The following is a 22273-nucleotide window of genomic DNA, read 5'->3' as shown; positions in this document are numbered from 1 at the left end:
CAAAAATGCAACAAATGAGATCTCAAGCTGTTTGCACAGCTTTGCAATCTCAGGCAGACTCTGTTCAGCCAGAATGTGAAGAGGTGTGGAGCATGCAGTATGAGAAAGCGGTGGTGAGCGCGCAGGATGTGGCCGATCGTGCCGGCGTTTCGCGCTCGGCGGTATCGCGCGCGTTTACGCCGGGTGCCAGCGTGTCGCCGGCGACGCGTGAACGCGTGATGAAGGCGGCGGAAGAGTTAGGCTATCACGTCAATCATCTGGCGCGCGGGCTGGTGCGTAACCGCAGCAGTATTGTCTGCCTAATCGTCTCGGAAATCGCCACGCCGTATCGCGCCAGTCTGGTGCGCTGGCTGACGCAATTTTTACAAGAAGCGGGCAAAGTAGCGATGCTGATCAACACCGACCGCTCGGATAACAGCGTTTCAGCGGCGCTGCAGCAGGCGATTAATTTCCGCGCCGATGCTTCGATCATCCTTTCTGGCATGCCGGATCGCACCATCACGCGCCAGTGCTACAAACATGGCCAGCGCATCATTCTTATCAACCGTGACGAAGCCCTACCTGGCTCGCTCAGCATCAATCTTGATGCGGAGAGTGCCGCACAAACCGCGGTGATGGCGTTTCAGCGCGCTGGTTGTCAGCACCTGGCGTTCGCCAACTCGCTGGCGGGCACGCCGAGCCTGAAAAAACGTGAAGCCACCTTTGTCACGGCGGCGGAACGCGCTGGTTTAAGCGTGACGGTGGAGCGCTTTGGCACCACCTCCTACGAGAGCGGGCAAATTCTGGCGCACCGCTTACTGACGCGTCATCAACGTCCAGATGGCGTGTTCTGCGTGACTGATTTGGTGGCCTGCGGATTTATGGATGAAGCGCGGCACCGCTTTGCGCTGCGCGTGCCGCAAGACCTCTGTTTGATCGGCTATGACAACATCGCCCAGGCTGGCTGGTCATCTTATAATCTCACCACCTTTGCCCAGCCGGTAGAGCAGTTCGCCCAGGACGCGGTGAAATGGTTGATACAAACCGAGCAGGACGACACCGGCTTCACGCCACAAGGTGAACAGCAGCACGACAGCCTGCTGTATCAGGCCGATGTGGTGTGGCGCGGTTCGGTGCGTGGCGGCTGACAAACACGTTTTACTACGCTGCGCAGCCAGCGATGTGCGGCGTCATTTTCCAGCCTGGGATGCCACAGTTGTGACACCGTCATTTCTGGCGTCGGGAACGGCAGTTCAAACATCGCTAACCTGTTGCTATTTTTGAACAATGGATGATGAAGAAACAGTGAACGCGGCACCAGCGCGACAAGGTCCGATTCCTGCGCCAGCGCCACCGCCGTTGAAAATGCGGGCACCACCGTCGCCACCTTGCGCGTTAAGCCGGCCTGCAGCAGCGCATCATGAATCGGCCCGCCCAGCTCACCCCGGCGTGACGCCACAATATGACCAAAGGCCGCAAACTGCGCGATATCCAGCTGTTGCGTTAGCGCATGTCCGGCACGCACCACGCCAACAAAGCCATCGCGAAACAGCGCCTGCAAGCGAATCTCCGGCCCCATATTGCCCAGCACACCAATCTCCAGATCGATATTGCCTTCACGCAAGTCGCGCGCGCTTTTTTCCGGCTTCGGCACAAAACTGAGCCACGCCTGCGGCGCTTGTTCGGCCACGGCGGCGATCAGCGCGCCGCCGAAGGCTTCGACAAATCCTTCATTGGTGCGCAGGGTGAAACAACGATGTAACTGGCGCAAATCCAGCGACTGCGCCGACGGGCTTAACACTGCCCGCGCTTCACCTACCGTGTGATGGGTACGCTCACGAATGGCTTCGGCATAAGGCGTCAGCACCATCTGACGCCCGGCACGCACTAATAGCGCATCGCCAGTGGTGGCGCGTAAGCGCCCAAGCGTGCGGCTCATCGCCGATTCGCTCAGGCCCAGACGACGCGCTGCGCCAATCACGCTGCCTTCAATCAACAGCGCATCTAGGGCAATTAACAGGTTTAAATCGGCATTATTCATGCGCGCTATCCTCGCTGATTCATGGCCAGGTGACAAGGCGTTTGCTGCAGGTTATCAATGCAGATGCTGCGTATTCCGCCTGCCCTCACCCGACGCTACACTCTTATCATCGCATCTACACATAGGAGAGCTCGATGAGCGAAGCAACACGCGTATTACTGATTGGCGCTTCACGCGGACTGGGTTTGGCGCTGGCGGAAACCCTGCTCCAGCGCGGGTATCAGGTGGTCGCCACCGGACGTGAAAACTCAACTGCAAAGCTGCAACACCTGGCGCAGCGCTTCCCGCAGCTGTTGACGGTGGAAAGCGTGGACATCAACCAACCAGAACAGGTGCAAGCGTTGCACACGCGGCTGGCGGATCGGCAGTTCGATATGCTGTTCGTCAACGCCGGGGTAAAAAATGACGACCGCGAAACCATCGCTGATGTGTCAACCGAGGAGTTCATCCGCGTCATGGTGACTAACGCGCTGAGTCCACTGCGCGTGATTGAGACCTTTAAAGATCGCGTCAGCGCCACTGGCACCATCGCGGTGATGTCATCCGGCCAGGGCAGTTTGGCCAACAACACTAACGGCAATTACGAAGTGTATCGCGGCAGTAAAGCGGCGCTGAATATGTTGATGCGCAGCTTCGCCGCGCGGAGCGCCGACGATCGTACGCTGTTGCTGATGGCGCCGGGTTGGGTACGCACCGACATGGGCGGACCGGAAGCACGCTTGACGATTGAGGAGAGCATCCCAAATCTGCTGAATACCATGGAAAGCTACGCCGGGCGGCGCGGGATTCATTATCTGGATTATCTGGGCCGCGTGGTGCCGTGGTGATCAGCTGGTCGCCATAAATGGCGACTCTACAACGTGGCGGTAGGGGCGCCATTTATGGCGACCTCAAATCAGCTTACTTTTTATCAACATACGTAGCATGTCCCGCAGCCAGCAATTGGCGGCATCTTCGCTGCGCGCGTTGTGCCACAGCAGCGAAACCTCATAATCCGGCATGCTGACCGGCACCGGCGCAGCGTTCAGGTCATACAGCTCACGCCAGGATTCCACCAATCCTTGCGGCACCGTGGCAAACAGCGGCAGGCGTTTTAACAGCAGCGGTAACGAGGAAAAATTCGGCGTGACATAGCGCATGCGTCGCGTTAAACCCTGCTGCTGCAACTGGCGATCCAGCGCGCTTTCGCTCACGCCACGATACGACACCAGCGCATGTTGGTAGCGAACAAACTGCTCTAGCGTCAGCGGTGCATTTAAGGAAATTTGCTGGCGATCCCACAGGGTGCTGAAACCGGCACGCAGGATCTTCTCTCGCGTGAGATCGCGGCTGGTTTCATTACCTACCGCGATCGCCACATCGGCCTGCTGCTGCTCCATTAACGGCACCGCCTGCCACGGATCGGCGGCTATCACTTTCACCTCAATATTCGGCGCTACACGCGCCAGCTCAGCCAGCAGATCCGGCATCAGCCAATGCTCCAGCCAATCGCTCATGCCGATACGAAAACTGTGGCTATCCTGCGCGGCATTAAACGGCTGATGGGTGAAGATCACGCGATGCAGATCCTGCATTAGCGGCGCAAACTGCTGCACCAGTTGCTCAGCACGCGGCGTCGGCGTCATGCCATTTGAAGCGCGCACAAACAGCGGATCGTCAAACATTTCACGCAGTCGTTTCAGTGCCGCGCTGACCGCTGGCTGTCCCAGATAGAGCCGATGTGCCGCCTGCGTGACGCTGCGCACTTCAAACATCACCAGCAATACCACCAGCAAATTCAGGTCGATGCGGATGAAATCATTTTCATTGATGCTTTGCATTATTTTAATCGATTTAAATAATGTTAGTACCGTCAGTATAGTGAGGCTTCTTCGCTGATACCAAGCCATAAGGAGCACCTGATGACGATTCGCGTTGGCGATTGCCTGATTACCAAAGTGAGCGAACAAACCGCGTCCTTGCCAATGGGCGTGCTGTTTATGCCGCATCGGGCGGAAATGAGTGATGAACTGGCTCAGCAGCCAGCGGAAATATCGATCCACAGCTGGGTGGTGCGCCGCGCTGAACAGACCATCATTATCGACACCGCGACCGGCAACGGACGCCATCGCGATAACAAGCCGCTGTTTCATCAGCTCAATACGCCGTATGCAGAAAACCTGGCGCAGGCGGGTGTCGATCCGGCAGAAGTGACGCTGGTGCTGATGACGCATATTCATACCGATCATGTCGGCTGGAATACGCATCTAAAAGACGGCCAATGGACTCCGATGTTTCCCAATGCGCGCTATATCTGCTCGGCACGGGAACTGGCGCATTGCCAGCAGCATCCGGCAACTCAGGAACTTTATCGCGACAGCCTTCTGCCGCTGATCGAGAGCGGGCAACTGGAGAGCATCGACGTGCAGGATTCGCCGCAGTTTGCTGGCGTGCTGCGTTATCTCTCCACGCCGGGGCACAGCGGCGATCATGCGTCGATTGAGCTGGAGAGCGCCGGTGAGTGCGCCATTTTTGCTGGCGATGTGATGCACAATCCGATTCAGTTCCAGTATCCGCATTGGAACTCACTGTTTTGTGAAGATAAAGCGCTGGCCGTTACTTCGCGTCAACGCGTGATGGACTGGTGCGCACAACATCAGGCAATCTGGTTCAGCACCCACTTTACTGGCAGCTCGTGTGGACGCGTCACGCGCGACGGGCAATGGATTCCGCTGGAGGTTTAACCTGATGCAATACGCCGATTATCTCACCGCTTCAATCAACGACTTACAGCAGGCGCTAGCGCAACGCACGGTGAGCGCTCGCCAGTTAACTGCCTTTGCGCTGCAGCGCATTGCCGACGTGGATCAACCGCGCTACAACGCCATTACCTGGCTGTTTGCCGAAGAAGCGTTAGCAGCGGCGGACGCCAGTGATACGCGTCGCCAGCGCGGTGAGCGGGTGCGACGGCTGGAAGGAATTCCGGTGCTGATTAAAGACAATATCGACGTTAAAGGCTGGCCAACCAGCGCCGGTTCGGTGCTGCTGCGAGAAGTGATTGCCAGCGAAGATGCGCCACTTGTCACCCGGCTGCGCGATGCAGGCGCGATTCTGATCGGCAAAACCGCCATGCATGAGCTGGCGGCGGGTATCACCGGCGCGTCGTCACTGAGCGGCTTCACCCACAACGCGTGGGTTGCGGGGCGTTCACCGGGCGGATCGAGCAGCGGTTCCGCCGTGGCGGTGGCGGCTGGCTATGTACCGCTGGCGATGGGCAGCGATACCGCTGGATCGGTGCGCATTCCGGCGGCGTTTAATCATCTGTTCGGACTGCGCATGACGCGCGGCGGCATCAGCACCCAAGGCATTGTGCCGCTGTCGCCAACCCAGGATATTCCCGGCCCGCTGGTACGTTCGGCGGCGGATTTGCGTTTAGCGTTGGAGATTTTAGGCGAACAACCGTTAGCAGTAAGCGATGAACCGCTGCGCATCGGCATCTGGCAGCAAGGGTTTGCGCAGGATGAAGATGAGATTAATCAGGCAGTGCGTGCCGCGCTGGCCGATTTTGCACCGCGAGAGGTGAGTTATCCGCAGCTGGCAACGCTGGCCGCTGAGGCCAATATCATCGGCTATGAATTTGCTGCAGCGCTGGCGGCCTGGCTGGCAGATAAACCACAGGCCAGGTGCCGAACGCTTGCCGATGTGGTGGCCTCCAGGCGCTACCATCCGCAGCTGGAAACGGTGTTTACTTCGCGTGCGCAGCATGCCGGAACCGACAGCGAGGATTATCGGGTGGTGCAACAGCGCCAGCACGATCTCTATCAGCAACTCGCGCAGTTCTTCGCTGCGCATCAGATCAATCTGTTGGCCTATCCGGTGGTGCGCCATCCGCCGGTTAAGCACGGTGAGATGCAGGAAGGCAGCAATGCGTTAGTTTCAGCGGTGACCGGTGCGCCAGCCATCAGCATTCCAGCCGGATTTAGTCAGGAGGGTTTGCCGATTGGGCTGGAGTTGCTGGCGTTACGGGGGCGGGAAGACTTGTTGCTCAGGGCGGCGGAGAGGGTAGAAAGCGCCCTCACCTTAGCCCTCTCCCACAAGTGGGAGAGGGAATAATTAGGTGGAGCGAGTGATAAACGTTCAAAACCGCACTTGCGATTCCCTCTCCCGCCTGCGGGAGAGGGTTAGGGTGAGGGAAACCCCGCACTAACCGTGCAACGCCAGTCCCTTAATCGCCTTATCCACCGCCTTCTTCGGGCCGCGTAGTGCGATACCCACCAGATTCAGATTATCGGCGTCCTCCGCCTTAAACACTGCGCGGTTGGCCGCGTCGTGCCCGGTGGAAAACATCGCTTCCACATACGGAATGAGGGTTAATTCACGCTCCAGCCCCTGGCGATGCGCGCGCTGTAATCCCGCTAAATCACCGGCAAACACCAGCATCGGCTGACCAGCCATATTGCCGTACTGACGATCTTTGGCATCAACATAGGGTGCGCCCATCATTTCAGGCGCGGCTGAGGCCACGCCGGTGGCGAGAAATGCCACCACGTTCAGGCGCTGCCAGGTGGCTAAATCATCACGTACGATCAGGGCGATTTTGGTATCAAACATCTGTAACAACTCTCCGATGACAACAAAAACCTTATCATCTTAGAGCTGGCAGGGAAGCGTATAGAACGTTTGTGCACTGGCGTTGATAGGCGGCGGGCGTCATGCGATAGGCACGCTGAAACCAGCGGCCAAGATGGCTTTGATCGGCAAATCCCACCTGCGCCGCCACCTGCACCGGTTCAATACCCTGCGCCAGTAACGCGCGCGCGCTGCGCAACCGCAGGCGTACCAGATAGGCGTGTGGGGATTGGCCAAATGCCTGTTTGAACTGACGTGTGAGACGAAAACGATCGATGCCGGAGAGGCGCGAGAGATCATCCAAGCCAATATCCTGCGCCATAAAATCGTGCAGATAGTCGCGCAGCAGCTGCATCTGGCGCATGGCTTCGCTGTGCTGCACGCTGGGCTTGGTGTCCAGATGGCGCGACAGCAGGGTAAGCAGATGATCGAGGCTTTGATCGCGTGCCAGCCGCCCTTCGCCCTGATGCACCGCAAACCACGCTTGCTGAATCGCACTCGCCAGCAGCGCGTCGTCGGTGAGCGTGTGGCGGAAAGCGCCTTCAATCTGCGACACATCGCCCAAGCCGCGACGCTGCATCATCTCCGCCACCCAACGCTGCGGCAGATAGAGCATTACATAGGTGAAACCTTCAGCGTCCGGCGCGTGCCCATCATGCACCGCGCCCGGCTCAATCAATATCGCCCGGCCCGGCGTGCTGGTGTGCAGCGCGCGGTGGCAGTTGAAACGTTGTAACCCCTGCTGCGTAACGCCCACCAGCAGTTCATCGTGATCGTGCGGATCGTAAGCATGCCCGCGAAAATGCGCGTTCACGCTCTCAATTCCGGTCTCGTCGTCACGACGAAAATCAACCCAATCGTTATTGGCTGGCATACAGCATCTCAGCGAGAAAATTCAGACATAGCCTAGCAGCCGAAACCACAGGTAATCCAGCGGTAACAGCAGCAGCACGCTGAACAGGAAGATCAACGCGCACAGCTGCAAACCGGCTTTGGCCGGCACGTTACCTAAGCCCATCGCCACCACCACCGGCGATGCCTGGTAAGGCAGCAAAGGCGTGGCGTAAGCAAACACCTGCAGCATGATGATGGTGAGCAGCGGAAAGCCGGATGCATGCGCCAGCTCTTGCGCCATCGGCGTCACCATCGCCGGTACGCCATTGGCGGTAAGTACAAAATTCATCAGCGACACCAGCGCATTCAGCACGGCAAAATTGCCGAACGAGGGGTGATCCTGCAACGGCAGCACGCTGAGCAACGCGTTGGCAATCATGCGCCCCAAACCGGAATCCACTACCAGAGTAGCAACGCCAAGTATCCCGGCGATGTAAATACAGGTGCGGAAGTTCACGCCGCTGGCGAAATCCTCGCCGGAGATAAAGCCGACGCGCGGCAGCAGACAAATACAGGCCGCCGCCAATCCGACCCAGGCGGCTGGCAGGCCGTGCACGCTGTCGGTCATCCATAGCAACAAGGTGATCGTGAGCAGGCCTATTAATCGCCATTCGCTGCGGCTTAACGCGGTTAATCGATCGCGCTGCAGCACCGCCAGAGGTTTGGCACGAAACAGCAACAGGAGGCAGCCAATCAACAGCAACCCTTTGCCGATGCCGACCACCGGCATGTGCAGCAGCCACCACGGCAACCACTGCAGATGTAGTTGATACGCGCTTTCTGCCGCCCCGCTCAGCACCAGATTCGGCACGTTGGCGGGCAGAATACTGGCGGAGAGCTGAAAGGTGCCAAATCCGACGGCCAGCGCCAGACCGATGCTGCCGCGGCTGCCCGCTTTGATCCCCGCGCGTTCGCCCATCGCCAGTACCACCGGCATCAGCAGCGCGATACGGCCCATATTCGAGGGCATGACAAACGCCAGTAAATACGTGAGCAGTACCGTTCCCGCCACCATGCGCGGCCAGCTTTGGCTCAACGGCACCACTAAATAGTTGGCCCAACGCTGCGCGAGGCCGACTTTGCGGATCGCCGCACCCAGCACAAAACCGCTCAGTACCAGCCAAAATGCCGACGATGCAAAACCGCTGAACACGCTGCTGGCAGGCGCCAGTTTTAACAGCATCGCCGCGGCAAAAAACAGCAGCGCGGTAACGTATTCCGGTAAACGCGCGCTGGCCCACAGCACAATGGTGATAGCAACCACCAGCGCGGTGAGCCAAAAATTGAGATCTGAGGTCACGACTGAACTCCCTTTCCTCGAGCCATTACTGCAAAGTGCAACAGCTTACTGCAAACCTATGCAGAGAAAGATGAATTTGTTAACAGTTTTTTAACTTGAAAGCGCCGTGAGCCAGTTGATCAGCGCATCGCTGCCGGGCTGGCTGAGCGAGCGCTGTGGCCAGGCAAGGAAATAGGGTTTGCTGAGCGGCAGGCTGAGTGGATCGACCATCACCAGATCACCGCGCGCCAGTTCGGCAGAAATTAATCGGCGCTGACCGAGCAGCAAGCCCGCGCCTGCCACGGCGGCATCAATCGCCAGCGAAGTCAGATTAAAGCTGAACGACGGCTGCGGCTGCGGATCGTCAATCCCTTTAGCCTGAAACCAGCTGCGCCAGTCAGGCAAGAAACGCCCTTCGTTGCCCCAATCAAGATGAATCAGCGGCGCCTGCTGCAGAACGTCCTGCCCGGCAAAGCGTTGCAGCAGCGCCGGACTGGCAACCGGCACGACCTCGTCGCGGAACAGCAGCTGCTTATCGAGTTGTGGATAACGATCTTCCCCAAAACAGATGACAAAATCAGCCGGCGTGGCGTTGAAATCTACCTGCGTATGCGTGCCGTGCAGGGATAAATCGATCCCGGGGCACTGCTGGCGCCACTGGGCAATGTTGGGCAGCAACCATTTCGATGCTAAAGCCGGCAATGAATAGAGCGTCAGCTTTGGCACCGCTGCCGCATGGCGCAGGTTTTGCTGGCCGAGATGCAGAATGTCGAACGCCTCGGTGACGTAGCGCAAATACTCTTTGCCAATATCGGTCAGCATCACGCCGCTTTGGGTGCGCACAAACAGCACGCTGCCCAACTGCTCTTCCAACTGACGAATCTGCTGGCTGACGGCGGCAGGCGTTAACGCCAGCTGCGCCGCCGCTTTCGCCAGGCTGCCTAACTCCGCCGCCACTTTAAACGAATGAATGACGCTGATTTTCGGCAAACGCGGTGATTGCGCAGGCATTAAGGTTTCCTTAGCAGGGTGTTAAATATTTATCGTTACGCACTAACATATCAGCGAGTTACAGTGATTACCCACCCGTAAACAATGAGAACTGCTGCTATGTCTGCCTTGATTCGTTTCGATCTGCATCCGCTGGCCGATGCCGACTGGCGCCGCACCTGCCGCGAGCAACTTAACCAGCACGGCGCGCTCGTGTTGCGCCAGTTCTTACAGCCCGCTGCACTGCAAACTATCATTGCCGAAGGCGATGCGCAGCGCCATCTGGCTTATCACACCGCCAGCAAACACAACGTCTATTTGCTGAAAAAGGATGAAAGCTTCAGTGACGAGCATCCGCGCAACCGCGATGTCATCAGCACCAAAGGCTGCATCACCGATGATGTGATTGGCACCGATTCACCGCTGCGTCAGCTCTACAATGACGCCTTGTTCAAAAGCTTCCTGTGCGATGTGCTCGGTGAAGAGGCGCTTTATCCGTATGCCGATCCGCTCTCGTCGATCAATCTGCACTACGCGCCCGACGGCCAGGAGCTGGGCTGGCACTTCGATAACTCCTCGTTCGCCATCACTCTGCTGCTGCAAAAACCGCGCGCGGGGGCGGTGTTCCAGTATGTGAAGGATTTGCGCAACGCCGATGCCGGTGAGATGAACTTTGACGGTGTAGCGGCGGTGCTGGATCAGCGCCATCCGGTTGAGGCGCTGGCGATTGACGCCGGGGATCTGGTGCTGTTCCGCGGACGAAATTCACTGCATCGCGTCACGCCTACCGAAGGTGATATCACCCGCATGTTGGCGGTGCTGGCCTATAACACCGCGCCGGGTATTGCGCTATCGGAAACCGCACGTATGACGTTTTATGGCCGGTTATAACGTCGCCAGCAACGCACGCCAGCCGCGCACAAAGATCTGCTGAGTGCGAAACGCCACCAGCGCCCGCCAATCGGCATCGGCGGGCCAGAATCCCTCCACTAACGCCTGCTTGATCACCCGCCCTGGCTCGCTGGCGGGATCGCCTTGCAGATGCAGCCAGTGATCGTCGCGCACGCGGCGATGCATCTCTTCGCCGGGATAGGTTCCGCACTCCACCACCAGCGGCAAAATCTGCACCTCAGGTAACGCGGTGAGTAAAAATTGCGACAGATAACCGGTGGCGGTGGCGGTCACGCCGGTTTCACTATCGCGCCCTGCGCCGGTAAACAGTAGCGTTAGCCATTCGCCGTATATTTCTTTGCCCCAGTCGTGCGCAGCGAAACGCTGCTCGGCAATCGACAGCAGCATCGGATGTCCCCACGCGCCCGCGCCGGTGTGCAAATCGAAACTAATAACGGTTTTCGCTTGCGACAAATGGTTAGCGATAATGCTTTGCAGGGTGCGGTATGCCCAACTGGCTTGCTGACCGCCGTAAAAGAAGCCGTCCGCCGCGACATATTGTCCCGCTTCCACCACGCGTTTGACGGCCTGCCAACCGGCATGGTTTAGCGTCTCCGCAAGCAGTTGATCGGCGTGACTGCGCTCGCCGTGATAGATGCCGTGCCACGCAGCGTAATCAGGATTCGCCGGCGCAGGATGCGAGAAATCGATGAAGTTACGGTTAAGGTCGATGTTGTCTTCATTGACGCGCCGCAGGTGCGCGGCCCCCCACGGATTCAGCAGATGCAGCATGACAATCGCGGTATCAGCGGGCAGCGAGGTGAGATTGAACAGATCCAGCCAGGCAATCTGACAATCGGAGCCGTAATACCCTTCCACGCCGTGGGTGCCGGAGATCACCAGCATCAGCTTTGCTGCGTTAGCAGCACCGATAACGGCAACGTCGGCAAACAACTCTTCACCTTGCGGGCCGGGTAACGGATGGGGGTAAGAGGTTAATGCGCCGTTATGGCGTCTAACGGCGGCAAGAAAACGCGCGCGCTGGGTAGTGTAGTGAGGTAAGTCAGGCATGATTGATCTTGCTCTAATTAATCGCGGCCGGGATTGATCTGACCAGCATGGTGCGGTTTGCCGCGAAGTCGCCATAAATAGCGAGCCAACGGGAATTGTAGGGTGCGCATTAATGCGCACCCTACAATGGCCGCGCCTTCTGATTACGGGTAGACCTTGAATTTAAAATACTTCTGCGCCAGTTGATCGTAGGTGCCGTTGCGGTGCAGTTCGGCCAATGCGCTATTGATCAATTTAAGGTTGGCCTCATCGCCTTTGCGTAGTCCAATGCCCACGCCGTTGCCGAGGATCTCTTTATCCACCAGCGTGGCGCTGATGACGTAATCTTTGCCTTCCGGCGTGCTGAGGAAACCCTGCTCAGCCGAGACCGCATTCGCCAGGCTGGCATCAAGACGACCGGCGACCAGGTCCGGATAGATCTCCATCTGGTTCGGGTATGACACCACGTTCACCCCTTGCGTCGCCCACTTCCCTTTAGCATAGGTTTCCTGAATGGTGCCCTGTGCCACGCCAATCTTTTTACCGCGTAACGCTTTGATGTCGCCAGTCAGCGGACTTTTTGCCGGTGTCAGCAGCGCACTCGGCGTGATATAGAGCATGTCACTAAAAGCCACCTGCTCGCGGCGCTTCTCGGTCATCGACATCGCCGAGAGAATGGCATCAAATTTCCTCGCTTGCAGCGCCGGAATGCTGCCATCAAACCCAATCTGCACCCACTGGCATTTAACCTTGGCCTGGGCGCAAATCGCGTTGCCGAGATCGATATCAAAGCCCTGCAGCGAACCGTCGCTGGCTTTGGATTCAAACGGTGGGAAAGTGGGATCAACACCGAAGCGCAAGGTTTGCTCGGCAAACGCCACATGGCTGAAAGCGCTCAGGGAAAGCAGTAACGCGAAGGACAGCTTTTTGTTCATTGTTATCTCCGGCAGGCAGGTAAATTCACAACGGCATGCAGAGTTAATAACATGATGGAAACAATGTCACCACTAAAAAGAGGGTTAGTGTGCAGATGAATTTCTTATTAAACAGAAGGAGTTAAGTGATTTTATCTCCGGCAGTAAGAGAAACTTAATGCCGGAGATAGCGCGCATCAGGCCGCGACGGGACGAGAAACGTGTTCAGCTGCCGCCTGATTGGCTTTGTCTGCTGCATCCGCCAAACTGAGGCCCGCCAGCAGCGCCTGACTCAGCACCCCGACGAAGCAATCGCCCGCGCCATGCGTACTCACCAGCTTGACCGGAATGGCCGAGATGCTAAACGCCGTACCGCCCGCTTCACACAGTGCCAGCCCGTGTTCCCCCGCCGTAACGATCACCTGCGGGAAACGCTGAGCCAGCGCTTGCGCCGCTTCACAGGCCGACGCCAGGTCGGTTACCGCGATCTGACACATATCACGCGCTTCCACCGCGTTGACGATCAGCAGCTGTACGCACTCCGCCAGTTCCGGCGCGATGTCACGTGCCGGAGCCGCGTTGATGCACACTGGAATACCCCGCTGCTGCGCCTGCTGCGCCAGTTGCATATTCACGCTGGCCGGCACCTCGTTTTGCAGCACCAGCATACCGGCATCGCGCCACAACTCAGCGCTCAACGCCGCGACATCAATATGCAGATTGGCATTCGACACCACCACCGCGCCGTAATCCCCCTCGGCATCGCTAATTGCCACGCTCATACCGGAAGGCGTGCCGGCCAAAATCGCCACCGCCTGGGTATCCACGCCCGCTGCCTGCAGCGCGCTGATGAGAAATTCGCCCTGCGTATCATCGCCTACGGCGCCGACAAATTTCACCGGCACACCGGCACGCGCCGCCGCAACCGCTTGGTTACCGCCTTTACCACCAAATTTATAACTGCAGCCGCTACCGATAACCGTTTCGCCTTTTTCCGGGCGATGGTGAGCCGCCAGCATAATGTCGTAATGCAAGCTTCCGGCAACAATGATTTTGTTCATGGTTTAAAAGTCCCGCAGGTCCTGAACCGCTCGCTGGGTTTTCATCAGATTAGTTTCTGCCAGCTTAAGATCTTTTTTGGCAATCGCGACGAATAACGCATCGAGAATATTTAACTGCGCGATGCGTGAAGCGGCATTTTCGCCAAGCAGATGCGATCCCTGAGAAGTTGATGTAAGAACCACATGCGCAATTTGCGCAATAGGCGACTCGGCATAATTCGTAATCGCAATAATTTTTGCGCCGTTACGTGCCGCCAGCTTAATAGGATCATTTACCGCGCGCGTGGCACCGGAGTGGCTGATGGCGATAACCACATCATCATCAGACAATACCGCTGCCGACATCAGCATAATATGGGCATCATCATAAGCCGTCGATTTAATACCAATCTTGAGTAGCTTATGCGATAAATCGCGCGCTACAGTGGCAGAGCCACCCACAGCATAGAGATCAATATGACGTGCTTTAAATAATATATCTGCCGCGCGGTTAAACTGCGCAATATCCAGAATTGATAAGGTCTCTTCTATCGCCTGAATCGAGGTTCTGAATACTTTCGCCAGCAATTGTTCCGACGAATCATCCGGCTCAATTTCCGCATGCAAACCGGCCACTTCCGACTGATTATAATAGATCAGCCCGGTACGAAAATTACGAAAGCCGGTAAAGTTGAGCTTCTTGGTAATTTTCACAATCATCGCCTGCGAGACACCATTTTCCTCAGCGATCTCCTGCAGCGATGTTTGTTCATTAATGTCGGCTCTGGCAATAATCGCTTCTGCTACGCGTCTTTCTAGCGGCGTCAGTTGCGGTAAGCGCATGCGAATTTGAGCGCCAATGGCTCGCGGATCTTGCTTCATTACCTGCCTCTTGTCGCCCGGTCAATCAACATCGCTATGATAATGATTAGGCCTGTAGCAAGCAATTGATAAAAGGCCTGAATATTTAGCAGAGTCAAGCCATTACGCAAGGCACCGAGAATAATGGCACCAATTAACGTGCCGATAATGCTGCCTTTGCCGCCCATCAGCGAGGCGCCACCAATGGCCGCCGCCGCAATGGCATCGAGTTCCCACAAATTACCGATGGTGGGTTCAGCTGCCCCTAAGCGACCAATCAGAATTAACGATGCCAGAGATGCTAGCGTGCCGGAAATAATATACACCGTGACTTTAGTGCGCTTAACCGGTACGCCAGCCACGCGCGCCGCTTCTTCATTACCGCCCACCGCAAGAATGTATTCGCCCAGCGGGGTTTTATTCATTACTACCCATAACAGCAGCGCAATCACCGCCACAATCACAATCGGCGTCGGCACACCGAATACCGCACTATTAATAATACTGCGGAATTCCATCGGAATACCAAACACCGGATTACCGCCAGTATAGATTAGCGCAATGGCACGGAATAATGATAAACCGCCGAGCGTAACAATAAACGGCTGCAATCCCGCGTAGGCAATTAATGTGCCGCTAAATACGCCGCACAGTGCGCCAATACCCAAGGTGGCCATAATCGCTACCGGTACCGGTACGCCCGCTACCATCATGGTAGCACCTAATACCGCAGACAGCGCTGCCGTAGGCCCCACGGAAAGGTCAATGCCGCCTGAAATAATCACCAGCGTCATACCTAACGCAATTAAAGCGTTAATCGATGACTGCTGCAGAATATTCAGCAGGTTTGGTACGGTAAAAAATACTGGCGATAAGAATGAAAAGGTTACGACGATAATGATCAGACCGATTAACGTGCCCGCGTCGCGCAGATTAAATTTGAGCAGCGCCGACGGCGCAGTCGTAGACTGAGTGGTACTTTGCGTCATCATAATTTAGCCTTGATAGAATAAGCGTTAAACGGCTTCTTTAATTTCTTTAATCGCAAAGCTCGCGATATTCTCTTCGGTAATTTCCGCACCCTGCAGCTCGCGGGTAATTTTTCCTTCGCGCATCACTAATACGCGATCGGATACCCGCAGTATTTCCGTCATTTCCGAAGAGACCACCACAATAGCTTTGCCTTGTTGTGCCAGTTTCTCAATCAGATTATAAATTTCTGACTTGGCACCGATATCAATTCCCCGGGTCGGTTCATCAAATAAGAATACGTCTGCATCTGCCGCTACCCAACGACCAATAATCACTTTCTGCTGATTACCGCCGCTGAGCGTGCCGATCGGTTTTTCGATATTCAGCGGGCGCAGTTTCAGATCTGACATCACCTCCTGCGCCACCTGGTTCAGTTTGGCTTTACGAATCAATCCGCCCAGCGTGAAGTTGCGCATCGACGGCAGCGCCATGTTCATTTTCACGGCGCGCGCCTTGATGATGCCCTCTTTCTTACGATCTTCCGGCACTAAACCAATACCGGCACGAATGGCGGCGCTGACATTGTGATTGCGCACCGCTTTGCCGTTAACGCGCACTTCACCCGCGCTGCGTTTGTCGATGCCCGCAATCAGCTTCAGTAACTCGGTTCGACCGGCGCCCACCAACCCGGCAATGCCCAGCACTTCTCCCGCGCAGACAGTGAAGCTGGCCGGTTTAATCTCGTTGCCGCGTGCCACATTTTCCACCTGCAGCACCTGACGATCGCTGGCCCAGGGGTGATGTTCCAGCTTTTCGATTTTACGCCCGACCATTTTGGCGACGATGCTCTCTTCGGTTTCATCGCAGATGTTCACCACGCCAACCTGGCGACCATCACGCATGATGGTGGCGCGATCGCACACCTGGAAAATCTCGTTCATCTTGTGCGACACGTAAATCAACGACACACCGGTGGATTTCAAATCCGCAATCAGTTCAGCCAGACGGTCAAACTCGCGTGGCGTCAGGCTCGAGGTGGGCTCATCCATGGCAATGATTTTGGCCTCATCCAGCAGCGCGCGAGCAATTTCGACGATCTGCTGCTGCGACACCTTGAGATTCTTAATCGGCTCGGCCGGATTAATGCTCGGGTCAAGCTGCTTAAGAATGTGCACCGCACGGGCCAGCTGTGCGCGCTTATCGACAAACAAACCGTTCATGGTGGTCAGCGGGCGACCGAGAAACATATTCTGGGCTACGGAGAGCTCGGGAACATGCTGTAATTCCTGGTGAATCATCGCGATGCCGGCATGGCGTGCGCTCAACGGATTCTTCATCTGCACCTGCTGACCGTTGACATAAATCTCACCGCTGTCAGCCGGACGTACACCGGAAAGAATGTTCAGCAGCGTCGATTTACCCGCGCCGTTCTCACCGATGAGCGCGTGTACTTCACCTGGCCGCACCATAAAGTCCACCTCTTGCAGCGCCGCAGCGCTGCCGTAGGTTTTTGTGATGCTGCGCATCATTAAGCGATACTGTTCCATACGCTCTCCGCCTGTTTTACTGCTGTGCCAGCAACTGACGCAGTTTGTTGTTGTCTTTGGTTGAAAACGCCTCGGCGTTATCTTTGGTGATCAGCGCCTGCGGCGTGGTGACCACGCGCGACAGTTTCTGACCACCGATCAGACGCAGGATCACTTCTGTCGCCACTTCCCCAGTCAGCACCGGGAAGCTATCCACCGTGCCGGTCAATTCACCGCGCTTGATTGAGGCATAGGCATCTGAAATGCCGTCGGTGCCAAATACCGCAGTTTGTTTGGCTTTATTCTGCGCGCTCACCGCTTCAACTACGCCCAACGCCATGGTGTCGTTATTGGCGTAGAAACCGATCAAATCAGGATGCTGCTGCAAAATGGTCGACGCGGCGTTGAATGCCTGCTCGCGGCTCCAGTTGGCCGGCACGCTGGCCACGATGTTGAACTTGCCATTAGCCTGCAGCGTTTCTTTGAAACCGGCGGTGCGCTGGCCTGCCGCATAGACGCCCGGCTGGCCTTCAATTACCGCCACTTTGCCGCCTTGCGGATGGTGCTGGATAAACCATTTCGCCACGCGTGCCCCGTTATCTTTCTGCACGTTGCCCACGTAATACCGCGCGCTTGGCACCACCGCATCGTTAACGTTCACCACCGGAATACCTTTGCTGCTGGCACTCTCCAGCGCCGGTTCGAGGTTGATATCCGTTTGCGGCGAGACCAGCAGGCCATTAAAGCCCTGCGCAATCAGCGTTTCGGCAATCGACAGCTGACCGAGCTGATCGTCCTCATTGGCCGCCGCCTGATACGCCACGGTGAAACCATATTTCTTCGCGACGTTTTGATAGCCTTCGCCGAGAGAACGCCAGTATTCATTGGTCAACGTTTTCGACACGCCACCAATTTTCAGTTTGGCATCGACTTTAGGCATCGGGCCGTACTTGCTTTCCAGTTGCGTCCAGTCGGTGCGATCCGGCTCGGAATCGGATTTCAACGGCGCTAATGTGGCGGCGTAAACGCTGGAGCACAACAACGCTGAGGTCAGGGCAGAGAGTAAGAGTTTTTTCATGGTGTTAGCCTTTTTATAGTTTTCGCGGAACGTTGGTGTTGTTGGTTTGCTTAACGGGCAAGCATGATGTCATTGACAATTTGTTGCGATGCCACCGCATCCTGACGGCTGATGGCTTCATCCAGCGCCGGATTATTATTGAGTTTCTCGCACAGTTTCAGCAGGCGAGTCACCGTCGCGATATTGATTTCCGCTTCACGAATCGGATCCAGACCGCTGGCATCCGGGAAGGTATCGAAGTAGTACGCGCCCTGATAACCGTCGCGCTGCATCTGCCAGAGGAATTCCAGCGTGGCGCGCGGATTCACCGAACCGGCCATCAAACCGTCATCGCGTTTGCCCCAGCCGTCGTTAAGATCCAGACCCAGCAGGCGCGAACGGCGCGCAACCATCGCGGCGGCAAAGGCGGGGATTTCGTTAGCAAACAACACGTGGGCGAAATCCAGCGTAATGCCGAGGTTGGCGCAACCGGCCTCTTCCACCGCCAGCAGACACGTAGTGGCGTTCGGGAAGATGCTGTAGGCGCGTGGCTCGTTGGGTTTGTATTCGATGCTGACGTCGATATCTGGCGCATATTCCGCAACTTCGCGTACCGCGCTCACCGCGTCTTCCCACATCTTTTTATAGTCAGCCTGGAAGCAGTAATCGAAGCCGTCCTGCCCCATCCACAATGTCATTAAACGTGAACCGAATTCGCGACCGGCGTCGATACCGCGCTTAGTCAGCTCGATAGCTTCGCGACGAATCTTCGCATCCGGGTTGGTAAAGGCACCGATTTTGAACTGCGGCGCATCCCAACGCATCTGCATGCCGTTGACGGCTAAACCGGCATCGTCAATCGCCTGGCGCATGGTGTGGATATCCGTGGTGATGTGCTGCGGATAGTTGAGGTCCAAATGCGTGAGCCCCTGCACTTTTCCTGCACGCGCAATCATCTGTAAAACAGAAGGTTTTCCCTGAAGATCTGGCCAGTAAAGGTGCGCCCCAGAGGCGAAAGAGTTCAAACGTGTAGCAAACTTTAATTCGGACATGAGGAAGGATCCTTGATGACGGTTGTAATGTACTTTCCTTCTTCACGATTATTTGTGAAGTTATGGAATAAATTACACTCAGTTTGTCTTTTGGCAAGCAGTGACGCTCTGGAACTATTCAAAATGCGAGGATGTTCACGAAATTTTTGATCGATTGCGCGGGATCGACATATGCGTTTTGGTCGATGTCATTCTTTTGTCATAACTCGCTCACCCTGCTGTCAGCGCCTGTTCCCTATCCTGTAGGCCAACCTTCGCAATCAGGATTAACCAAATGAAAATGAACAAACTGACTCTCGCAGCGAGCATGCTGCTGACTATCGCAGGCGGCGCGGCTCAGGCTCAGGCGCAGCCGGTGAACAACATTGTGCTGGTGCACGGCGCGTTTGTCGGCGGTGCCGGCTGGCGTCCGGTGTACGATCGTTTAACGCATGATGGCTACAAAGTGACGCTGGTGCAGGAGCCGCTGACGGGCTTTCCGCAAGATGTGGCGGCGACGCGACGCATTATCGATCAGCAAAACGGGCCAGTGATTTTAGTCGGCCACAGCTACGGCGGCGCCATCATCAGCGAAGCCGGTAACGACAATAAAGTCGCGGGCCTGGTTTATATCGCTGCCCACGCGCTGGACAACGGCGAGACGGAAGCCAGTAATGGCAAAAAATTCCCTAACAGTGCGCATCCGTTCGCGAAATCGAGTGATGGTTATCTGACTATCGCCCCCGAAAATTACCACGGCGATTTCGCTGCCGATTTACCGGCTGCCCAGGCCGATTTTGAAGCCCACGCACAGATGCCAACCAACGCGGCGGTGTTCACCGCCAACATTCCTGATCCGGCGTGGAAGACCAAGCCTAGCTGGTACATGGTGGCGAAAGCTGACAAAATCATCAGTCCCGATCTGGAGCGCATGTACGCCAAACGTGCGCACAGCCACACGGTGGAAATTGCCGGTGCCAGCCACTCGGTCTATCAATCGCATCCTGATGATGTCGCGAAATTGATAGAACAAGCCGCGCTGCACGCGCAGCCCTGAAACCTTGTCCCGTGGAGCAGCGCATGAAAATTTTGGTGATTGAAGATGAAGCCAAAGCGCGCGATTACATGCGCAAAGGATTGACGGAAGCGGGATTTATCGTCGATGTGGCGGATAACGGTCAGGATGGCTTGTTCTATGCGCAGGAGCATCATTACGATTTGATTTTACTCGACGTAATGATGCCCGGTATGGATGGCTGGCAGGTGATGGCGGCGCTGGATAAACAGACGCATACGCCGGTGATTTTCCTCACCGCCAAAAGCACGCTGGAAGATCGGATCAAAGGGCTGGAGCTGGGCGCGGATGATTATCTGGTTAAACCCTTCTCGTTTGCCGAGCTGCTGGCGCGCGTGCGCACGCAGCTGCGGCGCGGCGGTCAGCAGAAGCTGCCGGATATTCTGCGGCTTGCCGATTTGCAGCTCGATTTCTTAAAGCGGCGCGTCGAGCGTGGTGGCCAGCGCATCGATCTCACCAATAAAGAGTTCAACCTGCTGCACCTGTTCATGCTGCATCCAGGCGAAGTGCTGACGCGCACTTTAATTGCTTCACGCGTGTGGGACATGAATTTTGATAGCGACACCAACGTGGTGGATGTGGCGGTGAAACGCCTGCGGCAGAAAATTGATGGCCCGTTTGCTCAGCCGCTGATTCATACCGTGCACGGCGTGGGTTATCGCTGCGAAGCCGAATCATGAAGCAACGTTCGCTCGCCGCACGCCTGTCGCTGCTGCTGAGTGCGACGGTGATAGTGTTTTTTTCCCTCAGCGGCCTCGCGCTCTATCACTCGCTGGCGACGCAAATTGGCGTGCGCGACGATGCGGCGCTGCTCAATCGTATCGATCAGATTCGCACCCTGCTGCGCGATGAAGATGCCGTGACGCTGATTCAGCAGAAGCCGCGCTTATTTGCCAACATGCTCGGCAATACCGAGTCGCTATTGGTGCTGCGCTTTCCCGGCCAGCCGCCGCTGATCGTGGTCAATCCCGGCCAACGCCCGATCCCCACGATTACGCCGGTAGCGGCCGATCAACCCTTATCGCTTGCGTCGGTGCATCATCTCGCCGCCGCTGACGGCACGCCGTTTATCTCGGCTGCGGCGCTAACGCCCACGCGCGATGGCAGCGGAGAGATTGAGATCATCACCGGCCGCCTGATGAGCGATCGTACGCAAACGCTGAACAGCTATCGCGATCAAATCATCCTCACCACCGCGCTGGCGGCATTGCTGGTGGCAGCGATCAGCATTTGGCTGGTGCGGCGCGGCCTAATTCCGCTGCGGCGTTTGGCGGCGCAGGCGGATGCGATTGATGTACGCCACTTGTCTCAGCGCATGCCCGAGCGGGCGCCTGCAGAACTGCAGCCATTGGTCGCTGCGTTTAACCAAATGCTCAGCCGCCTCGAAAGCGGCTATCAGCAGTTAAGCCAGGTCTCAGCGGATATGGCGCACGACCTGCGCACGCCCATCGGCACCTTGATCGGTCAAACCGAAGTGGCGCTCAGCCAGACGCGCAGCGTCAGCGACTATCAGGCGCTGCTCGGCTCCAATTATGAGGAGCTGGAACGTCTGGCGAAGATGATCGACAACATGCTGTTTCTGGCGAAGGCGGAAGATGCCAGCCAGGCGATGGATGTGCAAAACATCGATCTGGCGCTGCTGGGTGAGAAGTTGCAGGCGTACTTTGACGGCATGGCGGAAGAGCAGGCAATGCGGCTGGAGATGACGCTGTGCGGCGAACTGCGCGCCGATCCCCAGCTGTTGCAGCGCGCGCTGGCGAACCTGATGGCCAACGCGCTGCGCTATGGCGATGGCGATAGCACCATCCGGATTTTTAATCACGGCAGCAGCCTGATGGTGGAAAATCACGGTCCAGCGCTCAGTGCCGAACAGCAGGCGCGCATCTTTGATCGTTTCTGGCGTGCCGATACATCGCGTCATCAGGGCAGCAGCGGATTGGGATTATCGATTGTGCGCAGCATTATGCGCCTGCATCAGGGAAGCTGCGAGGTGCACAGCGAGCATGGCGTGAACCGCTTTACGCTGCGATTTCCTTAGCGTAAGAGCGGCCATCGAAAGGGTGCG

At 56.7% G+C, this 22273-nt stretch carries 22 protein-coding genes; 8 read left to right on the top strand and 14 right to left on the bottom strand.

Annotated elements, in window-relative coordinates; translation table 11 throughout:
• The first annotated feature begins 92 nt into the window (after positions 1-92).
• On the top strand, positions 93-1127 hold the full coding sequence (locus AC790_RS19245; protein ID WP_009128361.1) for a LacI family DNA-binding transcriptional regulator: 1035 nt from the start codon (positions 93-95) through the stop codon (positions 1125-1127).
• Here the strand turns inward: AC790_RS19245 and AC790_RS19240 are convergent.
• Positions 1085-2020, bottom strand: a complete 936-nt coding sequence (locus AC790_RS19240) for a LysR family transcriptional regulator (RefSeq protein ID WP_049852845.1) — start codon at positions 2018-2020, stop codon at positions 1085-1087. The genes AC790_RS19245 and AC790_RS19240 overlap by 43 nt on opposite strands.
• A gap of 134 nt (positions 2021-2154) precedes the next feature.
• Between AC790_RS19240 and AC790_RS19235 the strand changes: the two genes are divergently transcribed.
• The gene (locus AC790_RS19235; RefSeq protein ID WP_049852844.1) at positions 2155-2847 is read left to right on the top strand and encodes an SDR family NAD(P)-dependent oxidoreductase; all 693 of its coding nucleotides are present in this window, start codon (positions 2155-2157) and stop codon (positions 2845-2847) included.
• Between the two features lie 63 nt (positions 2848-2910).
• Here AC790_RS19235 and AC790_RS19230 read toward each other — a convergent pair whose 3' ends face one another.
• Positions 2911-3840 carry a LysR family transcriptional regulator gene (locus AC790_RS19230; protein WP_049852843.1) on the bottom strand — a complete coding sequence of 310 codons (930 nt, stop codon included), beginning with the start codon at positions 3838-3840 and terminating at the stop codon, positions 2911-2913.
• 81 nt (positions 3841-3921) lie between these two features.
• Here AC790_RS19230 and AC790_RS19225 point away from each other — a divergent pair, with 81 nt between their 5' ends.
• A complete protein-coding gene (locus AC790_RS19225) occupies positions 3922-4743 on the top strand; it encodes an MBL fold metallo-hydrolase (protein ID WP_049852842.1) in 822 nt (273 codons plus the stop codon).
• 4 nt (positions 4744-4747) lie between these two features.
• Entirely contained in the window at positions 4748-6112 is a 1365-nt protein-coding gene (locus AC790_RS19220) for an amidase (RefSeq protein WP_049852841.1), read from the top strand.
• Between the two features lie 90 nt (positions 6113-6202).
• Here the strand turns inward: AC790_RS19220 and AC790_RS19215 are convergent, their stop codons facing one another.
• The 4 genes from AC790_RS19215 to AC790_RS19200 form a co-directional block, all read right to left on the bottom strand.
• Positions 6203-6610, bottom strand: coding sequence for a DUF2000 family protein (locus AC790_RS19215; protein WP_009128341.1), 408 nt, complete (start codon positions 6608-6610; stop codon positions 6203-6205).
• 34 nt (positions 6611-6644) lie between these two features.
• Entirely contained in the window at positions 6645-7502 is an 858-nt protein-coding gene (locus AC790_RS19210; protein WP_049852840.1) for an AraC family transcriptional regulator, read from the bottom strand.
• Between the two features lie 21 nt (positions 7503-7523).
• Positions 7524-8822, bottom strand: a complete 1299-nt coding sequence (locus AC790_RS19205) for an SLC13 family permease (protein ID WP_049852839.1) — start codon at positions 8820-8822, stop codon at positions 7524-7526.
• Positions 8823-8912: 90 nt separating this feature from the next.
• The gene (locus AC790_RS19200) at positions 8913-9812 is read right to left on the bottom strand and encodes a LysR substrate-binding domain-containing protein (RefSeq protein WP_049852838.1); all 900 of its coding nucleotides are present in this window, start codon (positions 9810-9812) and stop codon (positions 8913-8915) included.
• A gap of 99 nt (positions 9813-9911) precedes the next feature.
• On the opposite strand from AC790_RS19200, the gene AC790_RS19195 reads away from it, so the two are divergent.
• A complete protein-coding gene (locus AC790_RS19195) occupies positions 9912-10682 on the top strand; it encodes a 2OG-Fe(II) oxygenase (RefSeq protein WP_049852837.1) in 771 nt (256 codons plus the stop codon).
• On the opposite strand, the gene AC790_RS19190 is transcribed toward AC790_RS19195, so the two are convergent.
• From AC790_RS19190 to AC790_RS19155, 8 genes are all read right to left on the bottom strand, one after another.
• Positions 10677-11753: a DUF2817 domain-containing protein gene (locus tag AC790_RS19190; protein ID WP_049852836.1), complete on the bottom strand. Its 1077-nt coding sequence runs from the start codon at positions 11751-11753 to the stop codon at positions 10677-10679. The genes AC790_RS19195 and AC790_RS19190 overlap by 6 nt on opposite strands.
• A 143-nt stretch (positions 11754-11896) precedes the next feature.
• Positions 11897-12667, bottom strand: a complete 771-nt coding sequence (locus tag AC790_RS19185) for a transporter substrate-binding domain-containing protein (protein WP_049852835.1) — start codon at positions 12665-12667, stop codon at positions 11897-11899.
• A gap of 176 nt (positions 12668-12843) precedes the next feature.
• Complete coding sequence (locus tag AC790_RS19180; protein WP_049852834.1) at positions 12844-13707, bottom strand: ribokinase; 864 nt, start codon at positions 13705-13707, stop codon at positions 12844-12846.
• A 3-nt stretch (positions 13708-13710) separates the two neighbouring features.
• On the bottom strand, positions 13711-14568 hold the full coding sequence (locus tag AC790_RS19175; RefSeq protein WP_009128328.1) for a MurR/RpiR family transcriptional regulator: 858 nt from the start codon (positions 14566-14568) through the stop codon (positions 13711-13713).
• On the bottom strand, positions 14568-15539 hold the full coding sequence (locus tag AC790_RS19170) for an ABC transporter permease (RefSeq protein WP_049852833.1): 972 nt from the start codon (positions 15537-15539) through the stop codon (positions 14568-14570). Before AC790_RS19170 ends, AC790_RS19175 begins: the two co-directional genes overlap by 1 nt.
• A 24-nt stretch (positions 15540-15563) precedes the next feature.
• The gene (locus AC790_RS19165) at positions 15564-17066 is read right to left on the bottom strand and encodes a sugar ABC transporter ATP-binding protein (RefSeq protein ID WP_049852832.1); all 1503 of its coding nucleotides are present in this window, start codon (positions 17064-17066) and stop codon (positions 15564-15566) included.
• 16 nt (positions 17067-17082) lie between these two features.
• Positions 17083-18123, bottom strand: coding sequence for a substrate-binding domain-containing protein (locus AC790_RS19160; RefSeq protein ID WP_009128323.1), 1041 nt, complete (start codon positions 18121-18123; stop codon positions 17083-17085).
• A gap of 50 nt (positions 18124-18173) precedes the next feature.
• A complete protein-coding gene (locus tag AC790_RS19155) occupies positions 18174-19154 on the bottom strand; it encodes a TIM barrel protein (RefSeq protein ID WP_049852831.1) in 981 nt (326 codons plus the stop codon).
• Between the two features lie 274 nt (positions 19155-19428).
• On the opposite strand from AC790_RS19155, the gene AC790_RS19150 reads away from it, so the two are divergent.
• The 3 genes from AC790_RS19150 to AC790_RS19140 are packed head-to-tail and all read left to right on the top strand — an operon-like array spanning position 19429 to position 22246.
• Complete coding sequence (locus tag AC790_RS19150; protein ID WP_049852830.1) at positions 19429-20190, top strand: alpha/beta hydrolase; 762 nt, start codon at positions 19429-19431, stop codon at positions 20188-20190.
• A 23-nt stretch (positions 20191-20213) separates the two neighbouring features.
• The gene (locus AC790_RS19145) at positions 20214-20888 is read left to right on the top strand and encodes a heavy metal response regulator transcription factor (protein WP_009128303.1); all 675 of its coding nucleotides are present in this window, start codon (positions 20214-20216) and stop codon (positions 20886-20888) included.
• Positions 20885-22246 (top strand): heavy metal sensor histidine kinase, encoded by a 1362-nt coding sequence (locus AC790_RS19140; protein ID WP_049852829.1) that lies wholly within the window; start codon positions 20885-20887, stop codon positions 22244-22246. Before AC790_RS19145 ends, AC790_RS19140 begins: the two co-directional genes overlap by 4 nt.
• The last annotated feature ends 27 nt before the right edge of the window (positions 22247-22273 follow it).

Origin of the sequence: Pantoea sp. RIT-PI-b (assembly GCF_001187905.1) — a bacterium.
Taxonomy (GTDB): domain Bacteria; phylum Pseudomonadota; class Gammaproteobacteria; order Enterobacterales; family Enterobacteriaceae; genus Pantoea; species Pantoea nemavictus.
Note: the sequence above shows the minus strand (reverse complement) of the source record. Positions and strands in the feature narration are given on the sequence as shown.